An 18,262-nucleotide genomic window follows, 5' to 3' on the forward strand; every position below is an offset into this window, starting at 1 on the left:
TGTCATCCTTTGAATCTCCCTTTTTACAAGCAATAAAAAAGGCGCCGTGGGCGCCTTGGGTGGTGGTTCATTGAGTGATCAGAGGTTCTGGTCAGTCAGTGAGCGCAAGCAACCGCGGCACCTTGGGCAAGGTCCGTGGGGGTGATGGCGGTTGCTTAGCGAAAATTCAGTCATGGGCGATCCTTGCACAGGTGGGTGAGGCGTGACAAGCCGGCGTTAAACCAGCGGCGTCAGCTGACTCAATTGCGCAGGCGTCGGAAAACCCAGCGTGCGATAGCGCGCCGGGTACAAGCTCGCCGGCGCCAGCAGGTCACCCACCTTGGCCTCAAGCTCAGCCCATTCGACCACCTGGGTCTGGGCGGTGCCATCGGGCTGGATCTGCACCAGCGCCACGCGGTCGGTCTTGGGCAGCAGGGTGTCGACGGTTTCTGTCCAGCTACAGATCGAGAAGGTCTTGCCGTGACTGTCCTTCAACTCGAACAACGTGTAGGTCGCGACAAACACGTCGATCTTCTGCTCATCGTGCAGGGTGTCGAGCTGCTCTTTCTGCGCGTGGTAGTTGCCCTGCAGCAGCATGTGTTCGAGGCTCGCCATGCGCGCCTTGAGCGCTTCATCCTGACTGATGAAAGGCACGATCCGTTGATCGTCATAGGTGTAGACCTGGCTGGACACCGCACGTCCGCTTTCCATGGCCTTGAAGCTGACCTCGACCATGTGCCGAATGCCCTCTTCATCCTTGTCACCGGTCACCATCAGGATGTCGCGGGTCGGGATCATGAACACGGGGCGGCCCTTGATGGCCGCACGCTGCAGGACATCCGGCAGCAGCACGCGGCTGGTGTCATAGCCGTCATTCCAGCGGCCGAGGTAGAGGCCGGGCACAATTTCGTCGAACGCGTCCTGGGTCGCTTCACGCAGATTGCTCACCGCCACCGCCAACGCCTCGTCCAGGCTCACGCCCCACTGTGGATCAGGCCCCTCGGTCAGGGTGGAGGTGGTCTCGGGGTAGTCCACCGCCAGCAGGGTCACGCAGTCGGTGCCCAGCGCTTTGTGAACGGCGGTGTAAGGCGCATCCCAGCCCTTGCTGCGTACGTGATAAAGGCGCACTTCTTCGAGCATCGCCAGGTTACGAATCACCGGCCGCAACAGCGGCCTGACGCCTTCAAAGGTGGGCGGGGCTGGCTTTTTGTAGCCGAGCAATGTCGATACATACCCTTTCAATACGTCAGATTTGTGCGCTTTTTCGGCGTTCTGATAGTCATTGAACGCGTTATGCAGGTTGAAGTAGCTACCGTCGCCATGTTTGAGGCGGAACTCTTTGGGCACGTACTCAAGAGGCTCGCTGAAACCCGCTTCGCGAGCCGCCTTGATGACTTTCTCGGCGAATGCGTCTTGGGTCAGCGGGCGATTGAACAGTTTGTCGAGCAGGGAACCGAACATGCGCAGCGTCCTCCATGGGTGCGAGCCGTCCATCATGGGCGGCGCAAGAGACCGGGTAAAGCGCCGGTCTGGGATGTGTGACCCTGTTCACTGTTGCCAGTTCAAGCCAGCAGTTGGGTGATCCAGCGCGCCTGCTGTTCAATCTCCTGCACCTTGTGCTGGGGCACCGTCTGCCGGGCCTGCTCGAAGCTGGCCAGGGTCTTGTGCTTCTGACGCAACATGCGCTGCCACTTGCCCAGGAACTCCGGGCTGCGCGCTTGCATTTGCAGCGGGCCGAAGTACAGCTGTTGCGCGGTGTAGATCAGCGGCTCAGCGCGTTCGGCGACGATGATTTCGTAGTAAAACCGGTTCTCCTGCAACAGCTCCTCGCGCACGATCTGGTAGCCGTTATCCATCAGCCATTGGCGCAAGGGTTGTTCGCCGCCATTGGGTTGCAGGATCAGGCGCTCCTGGCCGTTCAGGTGCGCCCTGCCGCTGTCGAGGATGTCGCGGATGGTTTCGCCACCCATGCCGCACAGGGTGATCGCGGTGATTGCGTCCGCCGGTTCAATGGCCGCCAAACCATCAGCCAGCCGCACGCTGATGTGCTGCTGCAAAGCGTTGTCGCGTACCGTACGTTCGGCCGCGTGAAAGGGCGTGGCCGCCACTTCCCCCGCCACCGCCGCCGCGATCACGCCGCGACGCATCAAGGCTACCGGCAGGTAGCCATGGTCCGAGCCGATATCGGCCAGGCGCGCACCGGCCGGCACGTTTGCCGCCACGCGCTCCAGGCGCATGGACAATGTGTGTTCGTTCAACGGTTGTTCCTTATCAGCACAACATTACACACCCGAAAACCGATCCCGGCTGTTGGTCAGGTGCAGCACCATGGCCGCGCGCGCGGCGTCCGGGTCCTGGCGCTTGATGGCATTGAAGATCGCTTCGTGCTCCAGGTTCGCCAACTGACCGAGCTTGGCAAAATCGGCGCCGCCGCGCTCGGCGCCCTTGACCTGCGTGCGCGGGATCATCGCATTGCCCAGGTGCAGCATGATTTCAGTGAAGAAGGTATTGCCGGTGGCCTCGGCGATCAGTTGGTGAAAGCGCTTGTCCTCCTCCACGCAACTGTCGTTGTTGGCCAGCGAAGCCTGGTAGTCATCCAGCGCTTCGCGCATGCGCACGAGTTGCTCGTCACTTCTGCGCACAGCGGCCAGCGCCACCGCTTGCACCTCCAGGCCCAGGCGCAGCTCGAGCATATTGCGCACGCTGGCGACGGTGTCCACATGCAGGCGCAAGCCCTGTTGCGCATGCTGCTCCAGTACAAAGGTGCCGATGCCGTGGCGGGTTTCTACCAGGCCTGAGGCCTGCAACTTGGAAATGGCTTCGCGCACCACCGTGCGACTCACCCCATGCTCAAGCACGATGGTGGATTCGGACGGCAGTTTTTCACCGGGCTTGAGCTGGCCGAGCAGGATGCGCTGGGTCAGCGCATCAACCACGCCTTGGGCCAGGTTATTGGAACGTCTTCGGACCAGGGTTCCGTTTTCAATGGGCATCGCTAGGGTCCACGGGGTTGGGCTGGACGGAGCTTAACACCCCGCCTGGCGGCGACGCTGAGTTGATTCAAAAAATGCCGCACTTGTATGACAACCAAACTTGATAGCGCTTAACCCAAAGGGCGTCAGTGTCGCTTAGCGGGTCACGCTTACACCTTCCCGACACACGCGAAACGGTATAAAAACCCAGTAAAGCTGGGCAAATAACCAAAATACCTATTCCAACGCTGCGCTTATAAGAACAAATACACCCCACGCCGCATTGCGAAAAAAAGAAATGCACTTGTATGATGTCTATCAACAAGACACACAAACCCGCATAAAAATAAATCAGGGGAGTTTTGAATTGTGACCAATTCAAACCATGTATCTGCCGCTTCACCCAGCGACTCAGTACTCACGCGCGCCGTGAGCAAAGTGAAGGGCCATGTGCTCCCACTGTTCGTGATCATGTTCATCCTCAACTACATCGACCGGGTCAATATCGGCTTCGTGCGCACGCACATGGAGCATGACCTGGGCATCGGCGCGGCCGCCTATGGCCTGGGCGCCGGGCTGTTCTTTATTGGTTATGCGCTGTTTGAAGTGCCCTCCAACATGCTGCTGCAAAAGGTCGGTGCGCGGATCTGGCTGACGCGCATCATGTTCACCTGGGGCATCGTTGCCACGCTGATGGCGTTCATCCAGAACGAAACACAGTTCTACATCCTGCGCTTTCTGCTGGGCGTGGCCGAAGCCGGGTTTTTCCCTGGGGTGATCTACTACTTCACTCGTTGGTTGCCGGGCGTGGAGCGTGGTAAGGCCATCGCGATCTTCCTCAGCGGTTCGGCGGTCGCCTCGCTGATTTCCGGTCCCTTGTCGGGCGCACTGTTGCAAATCGAAGGCTTCGGCTTTCACGGCTGGCAATGGATGTTCGCCATCGAAGGCCTGGCGTCCGTGGCGCTGGGGTTCTTCGTGTGGTTCTGGCTGGACTCCAAACCCCACGACGCCAAATGGCTGACCCGCGAAGAGCAGGACACGCTGGTCGGCGCCATCGACCAGGAACAACGTGAGCGGGAAGCGCTGACCACGGTCAAACCGACCATTGGCAAACTGCTCAAGGACCGCCAGATTCTGCTGTTCTGCGCCCTGTACTTCTGTATCCAGCTGACGATCTACGCGGCGACCTTCTGGCTGCCGAGCATCATTAAAAAAATGGGTGACCTGAGCGACATACAGGTGGGGTTCTTCAACTCGATCCCGTGGCTGATCTCGATCATCGCCATGTACGCCTTCGCCTCGCTGTCTGGCAAGTTCAAGTTCCAGCAAGCCTGGGTGGCCGCCGCGCTGTTGATTGCCGCTGCGGGCATGTTCATGTCCACCACCGGCGGGCCAATCTTTGCCTTCGTGGCAATCTGCTTCGCGGCGATCGGGTTCAAGTCCGCCTCGTCGCTGTTCTGGCCGATTCCCCAAGGCTATCTGGATGTGCGCATCGCCGCGGCCGTGATCGCGTTGATCAACTCCATCGGCAACCTGGGCGGTTTCGTGGCCCCGACCACGTTTGGTTTTCTGGAACAAACCACCGGCTCGATCCAGGGCGGCCTCTACGGCCTGGCCGGCACCTCAGTGCTTGCCGCGATCCTGGTGTTTTTCGCCAAGACGTCGCCCTCGCCCGTATTGACCTCTGCCAGCGCTGCGCCAACCGGCGCCGCCATCAGCAAACCTCTTTGAGCTTACTTAGGACATTGCCATGAACACTCCCGTAGTCACCCATTTGCAAGTCATCCCGGTGGCAGGCCACGACAGCATGCTGCTCAATCTGAGCGGCGCCCACGGGCCATTCTTTACCCGCAATATCGTGATTCTCAAGGACAGCGCCGGCAACACGGGCGTCGGCGAGGTGCCCGGTGGCGAGCGCATCCGTGAAACCCTTGAAGATGCGCGCAGCCTGGTGGTCGGCCAGCCAATTGGCCAATACCAACGCATCCTTAACCAGATGCGCAGCACCTTTGCCGCTCGCGACGCCGCCGGCCGCGGCCTGCAGACCTTTGACCTGCGCATCACCATTCACGCCGTCACCGCCATGGAAGCGGCGCTGCTCGACCTGTTGGGCCAGTTCCTGGAAGTGCCGGTGGCGGCGCTGCTGGGTGAAGGGCAGCAACGTGATGCGGTAAAAATGCTCGGCTACCTGTTTTATGTCGGCGACCGTACGACCACCTCTCTGGCCTACCGCAACGAGGCGGACGCCGATGATGATTGGTTCCGCCTGCGTCATGAACAAGCCATGACCGCCGAGTCGGTGGTGCGCCTGGCCGAAGCCGCCAAGGCCAAATACGGTTTCAACGACTTCAAGCTCAAAGGCGGCGTCCTGAGTGGCGATGAAGAAATCGAAGCCGTCACCGCCCTGGCCGAACGCTTTCCCGATGCGCGCATCACCCTTGACCCCAACGGCGCGTGGTCACTCAAAGAAGCCATCCGCCTGTGCCGCGACCAACACCACGTGCTCGCCTACGCCGAAGACCCCTGCGGCGCAGAAAACGGCTACTCGGGTCGCGAAGTCATGGCTGAATTCCGCCGTGCCACCGGGCTTAAAACCGCGACCAACATGATCGCCACCGACTGGCGCGAAATGGGCCACGCGATCCAGTTGCAATCGGTCGACATTCCGCTGGCCGACCCGCACTTCTGGACGATGCAGGGCTCGGTGCGTGTAGCGCAGATGTGCAATGAATGGGGCCTGACCTGGGGTTCGCATTCCAACAACCACTTCGATATTTCCCTGGCGATGTTTACCCAAGTGGCCGCCGCCGCACCGGGAGACATCACCGCCATCGACACCCACTGGATCTGGCAGGACGGCCAGCACCTGACCAAGGCGCCACTGAAAATCGAAGGCGGCTACGTCAAAGTGCCCACCCAGCCTGGCTTGGGCGTGGAGATCGACATGGATGCAGTGGCCAAGGCCCACGAGCTGTACAAAGGCATGGGCCTTGGGGCGCGAGATGACAGCGTGGCGATGCAGTTCTTGATTCCGGGCTGGCGCTTCAACAACAAGCAGCCGTGCCTGGTGCGCTGAGCCTCAGCGCAAAGTCGGTCAATGTGGGCGCCGTTAAGCCATCATGGTTTACCGGCGACCACTGGCTTAGCGCTTGTCGCCTGATTGAGCGCAATCGGCTGCACAGTCAGCTCAACGCCTAACGCCAGCATCAGCTTGTGGATCGTTTCATAGCGGGTCTTCGAGCCGCCCTTCAGGGTTTTATACAAACTCTCGCGGTTGACCCCGGCCGCCTCAGCCACCTTGTTCACGCCCTGGGCTTTGGCAACCTCGGCAAGCGCCTTCATAAACACCTGCGGGTCTTGCGACTTCATGCTTTGCGCCAGATAAGCACTGATAACTTGCGGGCTGTCGAGAAAGCGCGACGCCTCATAAACCTGTGTGCCGGAGGTATCAAGATCGAGGATCGGCATGTCCTCGGGTTTGAATTTCGATTCACTCATTTCATTGACCTCTCAGGGCATCGAGTATCTCTTTTGCCCGTTTGATTCCCCGCTTCTGATCGGTTTTATCGCTGCCCCATAACATCAGGTAAGCGGTGATCCCCGTCCGTACAAAATAAATCCTGTAACCAGGCCCGACGAAAACACGCATTTCACTCAGGCCTTCGCCGACTGGCTCGCAGTCGCCAAAATTGTTGTCTTCGGCGCGGTCCAAGCGCGTCAGAACAGCCGTTTTCCCCCAGATATCCTTCATACCGTCGAGCCATGTATCGAACTCCGGCGTCCTGCCGATCAAGTTAGTCACAGATTCACATGTAGCCTACTGGCTACTCCTTGCCGATGCTAGTTAATTTTTTGTTCCGGCGCGATCCGGAACAAAAAACCTAGCTCAGCCCACGCATAATCAGACTGTCGATACTGTTAGCGCTTATGTCCTTTACGTTTAAAGTGCCCGATCGAACAGCGGCGTCACGTCATAGCGCTGCTTCAGCATCTGCGCATCCACCAGGAAATCCGCCGTGGCCTGCGCCTCGCTGACTATCGTCGGCGAAATCGGCAGCACCTTGATTGCGTCACGCTTGAACCACACCTTGGCGATCTGCGGCGCAGACTGGTTGGCTTTCGACCAGGCCTCGGCGTACTCGTCGACATGGCTGTTGCTCCACACACGAGCGCGGGTAAGGCGTGCGACAAAGTCTTTGATGATTGCGCCTTTCTGCGCCAGCGCCGGCTCATACGCGACGATGTAGGTCGGCGCACTCATCAAGCCCTTGGCGTTGCGAATCAGGCTGCTGCCCTCTTTCTCCTGCAGCGACACGTAGGGTTCCCAGGTGCCGAACGCGTCGATGTCGCCTTGGGTCAACGCCAGACTGGCCTCGGCCGGCAGCAGGTATTTGAAGTTCACGCTGTTGCGCGGCACGCCGGCTTCGTCGAGGGCTTTGTAGGCCAGTTGCTGGCTCCACGAACCGTTCCAGATTGCGATGGTTTTTCCTTTCAGATCGGCCACCGACTGGATGCCTTTGCGCGCCACGATGCCGACGCCGTCAAGGCTGGTCTGGGTGCTGGCGACCACTTTCACCGGCGCGCCATTGGCCGCCAGGCTGATCACCGGCGTGTCACCGACAATCCCCACATCCAGCGCGCCGCTGGCAACCGCCGAGGCCACAGGGGAGCCGGTATTGAAGCGCTTGAAGTCGATCTTGTAGGGCAAGTCCTTCAACTCGCCTGACAGCTCCAGAACAATGCGGTTGGAGAAAAACTGATCGCCCACGGTGAGCGTCAGGGGCTCTGCCGCCTCGACAGAAGGACCGTGCAGCGTAAGAACGGCCAGGCCGAGCAGGGCAAGCAAGTGTCGACGATTGATCATGAACGCACTCCACACACGTGAGGGCTGACTCAACCATCTGTGGGCGTGCAGTCTGGTGATGAGAAAAGGGATTGGAAGGTCGCCAAGTACGGCGCCAGTAGAAGCTAACGCAATAAAATCACGGGGTTTAATACTGTTGCGCACTATCGATAGAACCGCCGCACAGCTTGATAGCTATTTTTCGTATTAAAAACTTTGCGAACCGTGGGTTAGGGTGACGGCACCAGACCACTGGACCCCAGCACCTGAGCCACTTTCTGCAAGGTCCATTGCATGTCGATTTCTGCGTTGAATATTTGGGGCGCTGCGCCCTCCTCCCGTTACGAACAACTGGCTGCACCGTTTCGCCCACTTTTTGCGCAGATCCTTGCGCAAGCCGCAGAGGCCGATCAGACACGCGCCAGCCTGGCGATTGTTATCCGCCAACTCAACGAACTGGGGCTGCCCCGCTGGCGCTTGCCCGTGAGCCACGGTGGCCAGGGCGCGACCTTTGCCGAACTGCTTGCGTTGCTCACCGAACTGTCCGCCGCCGACTCCAACATCACCCAGGCCCTGCGCGGGCATTTTGGTTTCTGCGAAGACGTCCTCTGTGCCAAAGACCTCGACTGGCGCGCCAAATGGCTGGACCGGCTCGGCCAGGGCGCGCTGCTCTCTCCCGGCAGCACCGAAGTCGGCAACCAGACCCGAGGCGACTTCGAAACCCGTCTGCACCGCGATGCCGACGGCACCCTGCGCATCAGCGGCAGAAAGTTCTACACCACCGGCGCGCTCTACAGCGACCTGATCAATACCGTCGCCACGGGTGAGGACGGCACGGTGTATTCCGTCGTCGTCGACCTCAAGGCCCCCGGCGTGCACATCGTCGATGACTGGAATGGTTTCGGCCAACGCCTCACCGCCAGCGGCACCTGTATCTTCGACAATGCCCCGGTGGAGGACGACCTGCGCCCTACCCACCAACGCTTCGGCTACGGCCAGTCGTTCTACCAGATCTACCACCTCAGCACCCTCGCCGGCATTGCTCGCCGTGCGGCGCTGAGCGGTGCACAAGAACTCAGCCAGCGCGCCAGGACCTTCACCACTGGCAACGCCGACACCGCAGCGCAAGACGTGCAGTTGCTGCAAGTCATCGGCGAAGTCGCCAGCCAGGCCTACGCCGCGCACGCCATCACCCAGCAAGCGGCGCAGCGCCTGGAGCAGACGGCGCAGTCTGTGATCGCCCACAAGCAAGCGCTGCACGACGATGACCCACACGTGGCATTGGCGGAGCTGGAAGTGTGCCTGGCAGTCAACCCGGTAGTGGACGCGACACTTGCGGCGACCACCGCACTGTTTGACGCGCTGGGCGCCAGCGCCACGGCCAGCAACAAAGCGCTGGACCGGCTGTGGCGCAATGCGCGCACGCTGGCGAACCATAACCCGCGCGTGTACAAGTCGCGGATTGTGGGCAATTACCTGGTGAATGGCTTGCTGCCGCCGGCGCAGTGGCGCGTGGGGGTGGCCAAAGCCTGATCAAACAACACAGAGCAAATGTGGGAGCTGGCTTGTGTGGGAGCTGGCTTGCCTGCGATGGCATCACCTCGGTTTAACGGCAAGACCGGGGCGCCTGCATCGCGGGCAAGCCTGCTCCCCCATTGGATAGGGGTGGGCTTACTGGCTCACAAACGCCACCACCCGCGCCAGCATCCGGTCACACGCCGCCAATTGTTCCAGGCTGATGAACTCGTCGGGCTTGTGGCCCTGCTCCATGCTCCCCGGTCCGCAGACCACGGTGGGAATCCCTGCCTGGTCAAACAGCCCGCCCTCAGTCCCGAAAGCCACAGTGCCGTAGTCGCGCGAGCCGCAGAATTGCGCAACCCACTCAGCCGCCTGGCTCTGCAGCGACGTCGCCAGGCCCGGGTAGCTGGATAACTCGCTGAAGCTGATCGCACACTGCGCGCTCACTGCCTGCATTGCCGGCAGCAGCGTGTGTTCGGCGTAGCCGCGTAACTGGTCAGCAACCTGCCAGGGGTTCTGGGTCGGCAACGAGCGCACTTCAAAGTCAAAACTGCAATCCTGCGGCACGATGTTCAACGCCTTCCCGCCGCTTATCACACCGGTTTGCACGGTGGAAAATGGCGGGTCAAATCGCGCATCAAGGTGCTGCTCAGCCTTGAGCGTTTCACCGAGTCGCACCAGCTCACTGATCAACCGCGCAGCGTATTCGATGGCGTTTACGCCGGACGGCGCATAGGCCGAATGGCACGCCGCGCCATGGATCTGGCAGCGCATGCCCAGCTTGCCCTTGTGGCCCAGCACCGGCTTGAGCTCGGTGGGCTCGCCAATCACGCACAGCAGCGGCTTGACCGGTTGCGCGTGAAACCTTTCGATCAGCGAGCGCACACCCAGGCAGCCGACCTCTTCGTCATAGGACAGCGCGATATGCACCGGCATGCGCAGCGGCGCCTGCACCAGTGCCGGCACGCAGGCCAACACACAGGCGATGTAGCCCTTCATGTCCGCCGTGCCACGCCCGTACAACTTGCCGTCTTTTTCCGTCAGGTCGAACGGCGCCACCGTCCAGCGCTGACCGTCCACCGGCACCACATCGGTGTGCCCGGACAACACAATCCCCGGCACGCCGGCCGGGCCAAGGGTCGCCAGCAGATTGGCCTTGCTCTTTTGCGCGTTGAACACCAACTCGCAGGCCACGCCGTGGCCTTGCAAATACGTGCGCACAAAGTCGATCAAGGCCAGGTTGGATTCACGGCTGGTGGTGTCGAAACGCACCAGTTGCGCCAGCAGGTCGCGGCTGTTGCTCATCGGTCATCTCCCGGTACCGCATAGCCCGGTGCCTGGTGTGGGTTGATGGCGCGGTCAATGTAGTCCTGCAGTTGGCTGCGATAGGCCTGCCACAATTGGTCTAGGGCGCCGATCGGATCGTCATCGGCCCAGTCCACGCGCAAATTGACGATGGGCCACAGCAGGTCATCGACCACCACAAGGGCGGCCGAATGCACCGGGCCGGCTTCACCGCCTTTAGCCTGGCCCGCCTGCATCGCGGCAAGCAATCGGTCGGCCAGGTGCCCGGAGGCGTTTTCGAACGCCCGCACCATGGCCTCGATCACGCCGGGATCGGCGAGCATATTCCCCGCGGCCACGCATTGCTCACCACTCAACGCCGCATGAATGCCAAGGGTCTGCGCGCCGCTGAAATGCGCCGTGCGGCCTTGGTTATCGATCACCATTACCTGGCGATACTGGCTGTGATCCTGGCCGGCCAGCACCGTTTCCAGCGCCTCACTCGGCGCCAGGCCCTGCCCTAGCCTATCCAGGATATGCGGGCCCAAACTCGGCAAGGTGATGTTCTGCGACGCCACCGCGCCCACGCCGGGTCGCAGCCACGGGCAACGGGCGCCAACGGCAATGCTTGAAGAGCTGATCGCAATGCCCAACTGGCCGGTTTCGGCACAGCGAGCGACAACGGAAAACGTCATAAAAAGCCCTCAGTCGAGCACCGAAGGGTCGGCGTCGATCATCAACTGCTTCATTTCTTCAAAGTGCTGCCGCGAAAAGTCCGCGATACCTTCCCAGCCGCGTGCGGTTTTCTCCGCCACGTCATCCGACAACACCCGCAACGGCTGCCCAGTGGACCACGCCGTCACCAGGATCTGGCAGGCACGCTCCAGGGTCCAGATATCGTCAAAGGCCTCACCAATGGACGCGGCCGTGACCATCACCCCATGGTTGCCCATCAGCAGGCGGCTCTTGCCGTCGAGCAGCGCGGCCAGGCGCGCGCCTTCGGCTTCAGTGTCAGCCATGCCGCCGTACAGCTCGTCCACAGCCACGCGGTTGAAATAGCGCGCGGTGTTCTGGTCAATCGCCGGAATGTGCGGTTTGGCCAGGCACGCCACCGCCGTGGTGTAGACCGGGTGCAAGTGCAGCACGGCGCGGGTTTGCGGCAGCAGTCGGTGGATCTGCCCGTGGATCGACCAGGCGGTGGCGTCCACATGCGGGTGGTCGGCGCAGGCCGGGTCGTCGGCGTTCAACAGCAACAGGTCGCTGGCGCGAATGCGCGAAAAATGCTTCCACTTCGGGTTAAGCAAAAACTGTTTGCCGTCGGCCGATACCGCCGCGCTGAAATGGTTGGCCACCGCCTCGTGCATGCCCAGGTGGGCAATGATGCGAAAGGTTGCCGCCAGGTCGATGCGCGCCTGTTCTTCAAGGGATAACGCCATGAATCTGTCTCCGCAAGGCGCGACCGCAAGGCTGCGGCCGCGCAATAGGCTTACTTGGGCATCAACGCTGCGATGTCGGCATCGGTCGGCGCTTCAAAGTTGTACTTCTTGAGCAAGGCCGCGTATTGCGGGGTCGCGCGGTACTTTTGCAGCCCGTCGAGCAGGGCTTTTTTCACCTCGTCGTTGCCCTTTTTCACGCCGAAGCCGTTGAGGACCGGGTAGATCAGCGTGTCGGACGAAATCACCACGCGGCTGCCGAGCTTGTCGACCACACCCCGCGCCACGGCGGCATCGGTGATCTGCGCTTCAACGGCGTGGGCCAGCAAGGCCTGGGTGGTTTGCGGGTCGGTGCTGTATTCACTGATCGCAATCGGTTTCAAGCCCTTGGCCACGCAGTACTCATCCGACAGTTTGTGCATCTGCGCCAGCCAGGACGTGGCGCCCATGGAGCCGATCTTGTGGCCGCAGAACTCTTCCGGTTTCTTGGGTTGGAACGCACTGTCCTTGAGGGTCAGGATCGACTCGCCGCTTTTCAGGTAAGGGATCATGTCGATGACTTTGACCCGCTCCGCCGTGATGTACATCGACGAGTTGGTCACATCGAACCGCCCGGCCTGCAGGCCGGTGATCAGGTTGGGGAAGCGCGTGTCGAGGGTTTCGACCTTGCGCCCCATGACCTTGCCCAGGCCGTCCATGAACTCGATATCAAAGCCTGCCGGCGTGTTGTTATCCATGTACTCATACGGGAAGAAGGTCACGTCGGAACCGGCGATGATCTTGCCTTCCTGCTGGAACGCCGAAGCCGCCAACGAGGTCAGTGCAACCGCGGCGCCCAACAGGCACACGGCAAGAGGGCGAAGACTTTTTTGAGACGCTGTCATGGTCATTACCTGCAAGGGTTTTAGGGGGTTAGGCAGTCGCGCAGTCTTGGCCGGCCTGTTGCACAAAGAACGATGCGCCACGGGGTTTCTGCGGCAAGCGCAGGTGGTTGTCGGTGGAACGCACCAAGCCACTTTCTTCACCGGCCACCAGCAGGCCGGCGTGTGCACTGGGCAGCGGGTTTTCGCCGAATGGCAGCGCGTCTTCAGCGGCGTAGACGCTGATGAACAGGGTGCGCGGCAGTTCGGTCTCGTTAGGGCTGGAAGCATGTAAAAGGCGCGTGTGCATAAAGCACACGGAGCCGGCCGGGCCGTAGCAGGCGACCGGTTGCTGGCAATGTTCTTGAACCACGGCATCGTCCACCGAACCGGTAAAACGCTGGTTCTGCCAGTGCGACCACAGCGGGCCTTTGTGGCTGCCGGGGATCACATTCAGTGGGCCGTTTTGCGGGGTCACTTCGCTGACCATCAGCAAGGCAGTGACGATGTCGTCGTTGCTGTGCGGCGTGAACAGAAAGTCCTGGTGCCACTTCACCTGCGTCGCGGTGTGCGGCAGTTTGGAGTTGATCTTGCTGTGGTGAAAACGCGCGCCGCCAGCGCCCACCAACTGCGCGGAAATCGCCGCCATCCGCGAGTGCAGTGCCACGCGCTCATACGCCGGGGAAATCTCGGTGGGCGAACTCACGCGGCGCAACGACGGGTGATCGGCGCGATGATCGCCTTCCAGGTCGAAGCGCGCGCGGCCATCCACGGTGGCGCCCCAGCCCTGGTCGTGGCTGCGGCTCTCTTCCACCCACTGGTCGAAGTCATGTTGCAACGCGGCCACTTCGTCCAGCGACAACACGCCCTCCACCACCAGGAAGCCGTCGCGCTGGAATTGTTCGATTTGAGCTTGCTCGATCATTTTGTGTGAGTCCTGAACATTAACGAGATCACGCCAGCGAGACGTCCTTGAGGAACGCCTCCACGCGTGGGTTGTGGCCGCTGCGCAGGGCCTGGGGCGTGTCGTCGCAGACCACGCGACCCTTTTCCATGAACACGATGCGGTCGGAGACCTTGAAGGCGAAGTTCATCTCGTGGGTGACGATCACCATGGTGATGCCCTCCCCGGCCAGGGCTTCGATGACCTGCAGCACTTCGTTGACTTTCTCGGGGTCGAGCGCCGAGGTGGGCTCGTCGAACAACATGATCTGCGGGCGCATCATCAAGGCGCGGGCAATGGCCACGCGTTGCTGCTGGCCGCCGGACAGCTGGTGCGGGTACTTCCAGGCGTGGTCGAGCATGCCCACCTTGTGCAGCAGCGCGTAGGCCTGTTGCTTGAGTTCATCGGTGCGCCCCAGGCGATGGTATTTCGGCGCCATCAGCAGGTTGTCGAGCACGCTCAAGTGCGGAAACAGGTTGAAGCTCTGGAACACCATGCCGATGTTCAGGCGGTGCTCGGCGTGCTCAATAAATTGAGGTTTCTGCGCGCCGACTTTGTGCAAGTGAATGAACGGCAGGCCGTTGATATGAATCTCGCCGTTGTCCAGTTGCTCCAGGCCGTTGAGCAGGCGGATCAGCGTGGTTTTACCCGACCCGGACGGCCCGATCACCGACACCACTTCACCCGGCTGCACCTGCAGGTTGACCGAGCCCAGCACTTCAATGTCGTTGTAAGCCTTATGCAACCTTGCGGCTTGCAGCGCGGCGACGCCGGTGTTGGCCGGGCGCTCCGGCGCCGTGCGTTGTTGCGTGGCCAATGCCAGCACCGCCGCATCCGGCACGCGCGACACATTGCGCTGGTTGACGTCGAGAAAGCGCTCCAGGCGTTTGAGCAGGAAGTCGAACACGGTGACGATAAACACGTAGAAAAACGCCACCGCCGCCATGGTTTCGATCACCAGGAAGTTCTGCGAATACAGGCGCTGGCCGACCATCAAAATCTCGGTCAGCGAGATCACCGACACCAGCGAGGTGAGCTTGACGATGGAGATGTACTCGTTGGCCAGCGACGGCAGGGCCACGCGCAACGCCTGGGGAATCACCACGCGCCACTGGGTGCCAAAGAACTTCAAGCCCAACGCCCGCGCCGCTTCGCCCTGCCCTTTGGGAATCGAGAGCAAACCACCACGGTGGATTTCGGCCACGTACGCCGTCTCGCAGATCACCAACGCCAGCAGGCCGGACCAGAACGGGTCGGCCAGCACGGCCGAGGTGCCGGGCAGCGCCTGGGGCAGGTTGTAGATAAAGATCAGCAGCACCAGCAGCGGCAGGCTGCGGAACAACCAGATATAGCCTCGGGCCGGGACGCTGAGCAGCCCATGTTTGGATTGTTTGGCCAGCGCCAGCAGAAAGCCCAGGGCAATACTCAGGACCCAGGTCAGGGTGCTGAGCTTGATTACCGTCCACGTCGCCCGCCAGAACTCGGGATCGGCGAGCAAACCAAACATGTAGTGCCAGTCGAATGTCATCGTCGCGGTGCCTTGCTGAAAAGAAATTGATCTGCATCGATGGGATGAGAGTCGTGGGGACGGGGGTGCAGGGTCAATTCGTAAAACCCGGCCCACTGGGTAGGCAGAACCTATGCAGTGATAACCGGCTAGGAGAAACAATGAAGATCAAATGTGGGAGCGGGCTTGCTCGCGAATGCGGTGTGTCAGTCAACCCATGTGTAGCTGACATACCGCCTTCGCGAGCAAGCCCGCTCCCACATGGGTCCTCTAATGTTTCCGGGATTGTTTGCTCCGGCCAAAAGAGTGCACCGCCGAGCAAGTGGCGCAGCCCGCGCCACCTTTTGGTGCAATCTCAGCTCACACCACTCAAGACCCGCACCGCATGCGGGTCAAAAAAGCTCGGCGGCGCCATACCGGGGATGTACTGGTCGGACACAAACATCCGGCAGCGCTCGGCGAACGCCGACACCACACGCGACAGCTGGGTGTTGCTCGCCGTGGCGTAGCCCAGCCGCATCGGCCGGTGCGAGCCGGCCAGGCGCAGGCGAATCACGCGTTTGCCATCCTGGGACACATTGGATTTGGGCCGCGCATTCGCGAAGGAATAGCCAATGCCATTGCCGACCATCGCGCGCACCGTTTCAAGGTTGGTGGAGCGCATGATGATGTTGGGCGTGGTGCCCGCCTGCATGAACAGGCTGAGGAAATAGTCGCGGCTCCAGGGCGTGTCGAGCAGCACCACCGGATACGCTTCAAGGTCTTGCATGCTCACCGCCGGCAAGCTCGCCAGCGGGTGATACTCGCCGACCATCACGTACGGCGGCAGGTGCGCCAGGGCTTGGAAGTCGATGTCGGGGCTGGTCACCAGGTCGTAGGTCAGGGCGATATCCAGCTCGCCGCTGCGCAGTTTTTCCAGCAATTCCTCGTGGTTGCCTTCGGCCTGGGTCAGCCGCACGCCGGGGAAGGCGCGGCCAAAACCAAACACCAGTTCGGGGGTGATCATCGGCGCCAGCGACTCCAGGCAACCCACCCGCAAAGGCCCGCGCACAGTGTTCAACGACTCCGAGGCGATGGTGTAGAGGTTGGTCATCTGCTCCAGAATCAGCTTGGCTTCCTGCATCACCTGGCGCCCCACCGCCGTGAGCGAAATGCCTTGGGCGTGATGGCGGATAAACAGCTGGATGCCCAGCTCGGCTTCCATATGGGTGATGGCGGCCGAGATCGACGGCGACGACACATGAATGCGCTCAGCCGCAGCACTGATGCTGCCCGCCTCTCCTGACGCCACGAAATACTCCAGTTGACGCTGAGTAATACGACTGAGCATTACGCCTGCCCCTCAACAATGACTGTACGCGGGGTGTTGCAGGGTTCGTGCCGGGTCAGGCGCGAACCGATGACCTGCACGGGCTTCGGTTTTTCCTAAGCACTACCGCGCGCAAATGCTGGTTTCGCGAGTTCGAGGGCGATGTGAAGCTTGTTGTATCCCGCTTCCGATGAGTTGCCCTCCATGCCGACCCACACCCGCATCCGCATGTTCAACACCAAACAGACCTACCCCAACCAGGCGCTGGACAACGACTTGTGCCAGGCCGTTCGCGCCGGCAACACCATCTATGTGCGCGGCCAGATCGGCACCGATTTTGACGGCAACCTGGTCGGCCTTGGCGACCCGCGCGCGCAAGCCGAGCAGGCGATGAAAAACGTCAAGCAACTGCTTGAAGAGGCCGGCTCCGACCTGTCGCACATCGTCAAGACCACCACGTACTTGATCGACCCGCGTTACCGCGAGCCGGTGTATCAAGAGGTGGGCAAGTGGCTCAAAGGCGTGTTCCCGATCTCCACCGGGCTGGTGATTTCCGGCCTGGGCCAGCCGGAATGGCTGATGGAAATCGACGTGATCGCCGTTGTGCCGGATGACTGGGCCGTATGAAGGCGGTGATTGCCCGTGAGCCGGGCGGGCCGGAGGTGCTGCACGGCGTGGAGCGCCCGGTGCCAACGCCCGAAGCCGGCGAGGTGTTGATTCGCGTGGCCGCCGCAGGCGTCAATCGCCCGGACCTGATGCAACGCAGCGGCGCACCGATTCCGCCTGGCGTCACCGACGTGCTCGGCCTGGAAGCGGCGGGCATTGTGGTCGCGACAGGCCCTGGCGTAGACGAGTTTGCCCCTGGCGACCGCGTGATGGCGCTGCTCAACGGCGGCGGCTACGCCGAGTACTGCGTGGCACAGGCGGCGCACTGCTTGCCGGTGCCGGCGGGGTTGTCACTTCAGGATGCCGCTGGCGTGCCGGAAGCGGCGTTCACCGTGTGGCACAACCTGTTTGAACTGGGCCGCCTGCGCAGCGGCGACAGCGTGCTGATCCACGGCGCCGCCAGTGGCGTCGGCAGCTTTGCCGTGCAGTGCGCGCACGCCGCCGGAGCGCGGGTGATTGCCACCGCCGGCGGCGCGCAGAAAGTCGCGATGCTGCAAGCGCTTGGCGTGTGGCGCGCGGTGGATCGCCATGTTGAAGATTTCGTCGAGGTAGTGAACGACTGCACCGAAGGGCGCGGCGTGGACGTGGTGCTGGATAACGTCGGCGGCCCTTATGTCGCGCGCAACCTCGCCGCCATGGCGATGGGCGGGCGGCATGTGAGTCTGTCATTCCTGCAAGGCGCGAAAATCGAGTTGGATTTACAGGCCTTGATGCGCAAAAACCTCAGCCTCACCTCTTCCACTCTGCGCCCTAAAAGCCACGCCGAAAAAGCCCGTTTGGCGGTGTGCATCCGCTCGCGTTTTTTACCCTGGCTCGCCTCCGGCCTGGTGCGCCCGCAGATCCACACGCAGCTGCCACTGCTGCACGCCGCCGAGGCCCATCGCCTGCTGGAGGCCAACGCCAACGTCGGCAAAGTCGTGCTGACCGTCGCGCAATAACCTGGAGCGC

General features: G+C 61.5%; 18 protein-coding genes. 5 read left to right on the forward strand and 13 right to left on the reverse strand.

Annotated features, from left to right (window positions below; genetic code table 11):
• Positions 1-216 precede the first annotated feature (216 nt).
• The 3 genes from AB5I78_RS19775 to AB5I78_RS19785 form a co-directional block, all read right to left on the reverse strand.
• Positions 217-1,440 (reverse strand): DUF1444 family protein, encoded by a 1,224-nt coding sequence (locus tag AB5I78_RS19775; RefSeq protein ID WP_369301139.1) that lies wholly within the window; start codon positions 1,438-1,440, stop codon positions 217-219.
• Between the two features lie 101 nt (positions 1,441-1,541).
• Entirely contained in the window at positions 1,542-2,237 is a 696-nt protein-coding gene (locus AB5I78_RS19780; RefSeq protein ID WP_145158603.1) for a tRNA (adenine(22)-N(1))-methyltransferase TrmK, read from the reverse strand.
• Positions 2,238-2,261: 24 nt separating this feature from the next.
• Complete coding sequence (locus AB5I78_RS19785) at positions 2,262-2,972, reverse strand: FadR/GntR family transcriptional regulator (RefSeq protein ID WP_145158605.1); 711 nt, start codon at positions 2,970-2,972, stop codon at positions 2,262-2,264.
• Positions 2,973-3,320: 348 nt separating this feature from the next.
• On the opposite strand from AB5I78_RS19785, the gene AB5I78_RS19790 reads away from it, so the two are divergent.
• Entirely contained in the window at positions 3,321-4,682 is a 1,362-nt protein-coding gene (locus AB5I78_RS19790; protein ID WP_242195309.1) for an MFS transporter, read from the forward strand.
• A gap of 19 nt (positions 4,683-4,701) precedes the next feature.
• A complete protein-coding gene (gene gudD, locus AB5I78_RS19795) occupies positions 4,702-6,027 on the forward strand; it encodes a glucarate dehydratase (protein WP_369301141.1) in 1,326 nt (441 codons plus the stop codon).
• A gap of 41 nt (positions 6,028-6,068) precedes the next feature.
• Here gudD and AB5I78_RS19800 read toward each other — a convergent pair whose 3' ends face one another.
• The 3 genes from AB5I78_RS19800 to AB5I78_RS19810 form a co-directional block, all read right to left on the reverse strand.
• On the reverse strand, positions 6,069-6,449 hold the full coding sequence (locus tag AB5I78_RS19800) for an addiction module antidote protein (protein WP_242195316.1): 381 nt from the start codon (positions 6,447-6,449) through the stop codon (positions 6,069-6,071).
• 1 nt (position 6,450) lies between these two features.
• Entirely contained in the window at positions 6,451-6,753 is a 303-nt protein-coding gene (locus AB5I78_RS19805) for a type II toxin-antitoxin system RelE/ParE family toxin (RefSeq protein WP_242195319.1), read from the reverse strand.
• A gap of 138 nt (positions 6,754-6,891) precedes the next feature.
• The gene (locus AB5I78_RS19810) at positions 6,892-7,815 is read right to left on the reverse strand and encodes an ABC transporter substrate-binding protein (RefSeq protein WP_262207828.1); all 924 of its coding nucleotides are present in this window, start codon (positions 7,813-7,815) and stop codon (positions 6,892-6,894) included.
• A gap of 273 nt (positions 7,816-8,088) precedes the next feature.
• Here AB5I78_RS19810 and AB5I78_RS19815 point away from each other — a divergent pair, with 273 nt between their 5' ends.
• Complete coding sequence (locus tag AB5I78_RS19815) at positions 8,089-9,327, forward strand: acyl-CoA dehydrogenase family protein (protein WP_369301144.1); 1,239 nt, start codon at positions 8,089-8,091, stop codon at positions 9,325-9,327.
• A 138-nt stretch (positions 9,328-9,465) separates the two neighbouring features.
• Here the strand turns inward: AB5I78_RS19815 and argE are convergent, their stop codons facing one another.
• The 7 genes from argE to AB5I78_RS19850 form a co-directional block, all read right to left on the reverse strand.
• Complete coding sequence (argE, locus tag AB5I78_RS19820) at positions 9,466-10,617, reverse strand: acetylornithine deacetylase (RefSeq protein ID WP_262207831.1); 1,152 nt, start codon at positions 10,615-10,617, stop codon at positions 9,466-9,468.
• Positions 10,614-11,291, reverse strand: a complete 678-nt coding sequence (locus AB5I78_RS19825) for a DUF1028 domain-containing protein (protein ID WP_369301146.1) — start codon at positions 11,289-11,291, stop codon at positions 10,614-10,616. Before AB5I78_RS19825 ends, argE begins: the two co-directional genes overlap by 4 nt.
• Before the next feature lie 9 nt (positions 11,292-11,300).
• Positions 11,301-12,032 (reverse strand): class II aldolase and adducin N-terminal domain-containing protein, encoded by a 732-nt coding sequence (locus tag AB5I78_RS19830; protein WP_145158619.1) that lies wholly within the window; start codon positions 12,030-12,032, stop codon positions 11,301-11,303.
• Positions 12,033-12,082: 50 nt separating this feature from the next.
• Positions 12,083-12,913, reverse strand: a complete 831-nt coding sequence (locus AB5I78_RS19835; protein ID WP_242195335.1) for an ABC transporter substrate-binding protein — start codon at positions 12,911-12,913, stop codon at positions 12,083-12,085.
• Between the two features lie 28 nt (positions 12,914-12,941).
• Positions 12,942-13,814: a phytanoyl-CoA dioxygenase family protein gene (locus AB5I78_RS19840; RefSeq protein ID WP_369301147.1), complete on the reverse strand. Its 873-nt coding sequence runs from the start codon at positions 13,812-13,814 to the stop codon at positions 12,942-12,944.
• Positions 13,815-13,842: 28 nt separating this feature from the next.
• Positions 13,843-15,360 carry an amino acid ABC transporter permease/ATP-binding protein gene (locus tag AB5I78_RS19845; protein ID WP_145158625.1) on the reverse strand — a complete coding sequence of 506 codons (1,518 nt, stop codon included), beginning with the start codon at positions 15,358-15,360 and terminating at the stop codon, positions 13,843-13,845.
• Between the two features lie 334 nt (positions 15,361-15,694).
• Entirely contained in the window at positions 15,695-16,669 is a 975-nt protein-coding gene (locus tag AB5I78_RS19850) for a LysR family transcriptional regulator (RefSeq protein ID WP_145158627.1), read from the reverse strand.
• A gap of 183 nt (positions 16,670-16,852) precedes the next feature.
• Here AB5I78_RS19850 and AB5I78_RS19855 point away from each other — a divergent pair, with 183 nt between their 5' ends.
• Positions 16,853-17,275: a RidA family protein gene (locus tag AB5I78_RS19855; RefSeq protein ID WP_253397581.1), complete on the forward strand. Its 423-nt coding sequence runs from the start codon at positions 16,853-16,855 to the stop codon at positions 17,273-17,275.
• Complete coding sequence (locus AB5I78_RS19860; protein ID WP_369301148.1) at positions 17,272-18,252, forward strand: NAD(P)H-quinone oxidoreductase; 981 nt, start codon at positions 17,272-17,274, stop codon at positions 18,250-18,252. The genes AB5I78_RS19855 and AB5I78_RS19860 overlap by 4 nt, the downstream gene beginning before the upstream one ends.
• Positions 18,253-18,262 lie beyond the last annotated feature (10 nt).

The sequence above is a fragment of the Pseudomonas sp. N2-3-1-14 genome (assembly GCF_041228395.1).
GTDB lineage: Bacteria > Pseudomonadota > Gammaproteobacteria > Pseudomonadales > Pseudomonadaceae > Aquipseudomonas.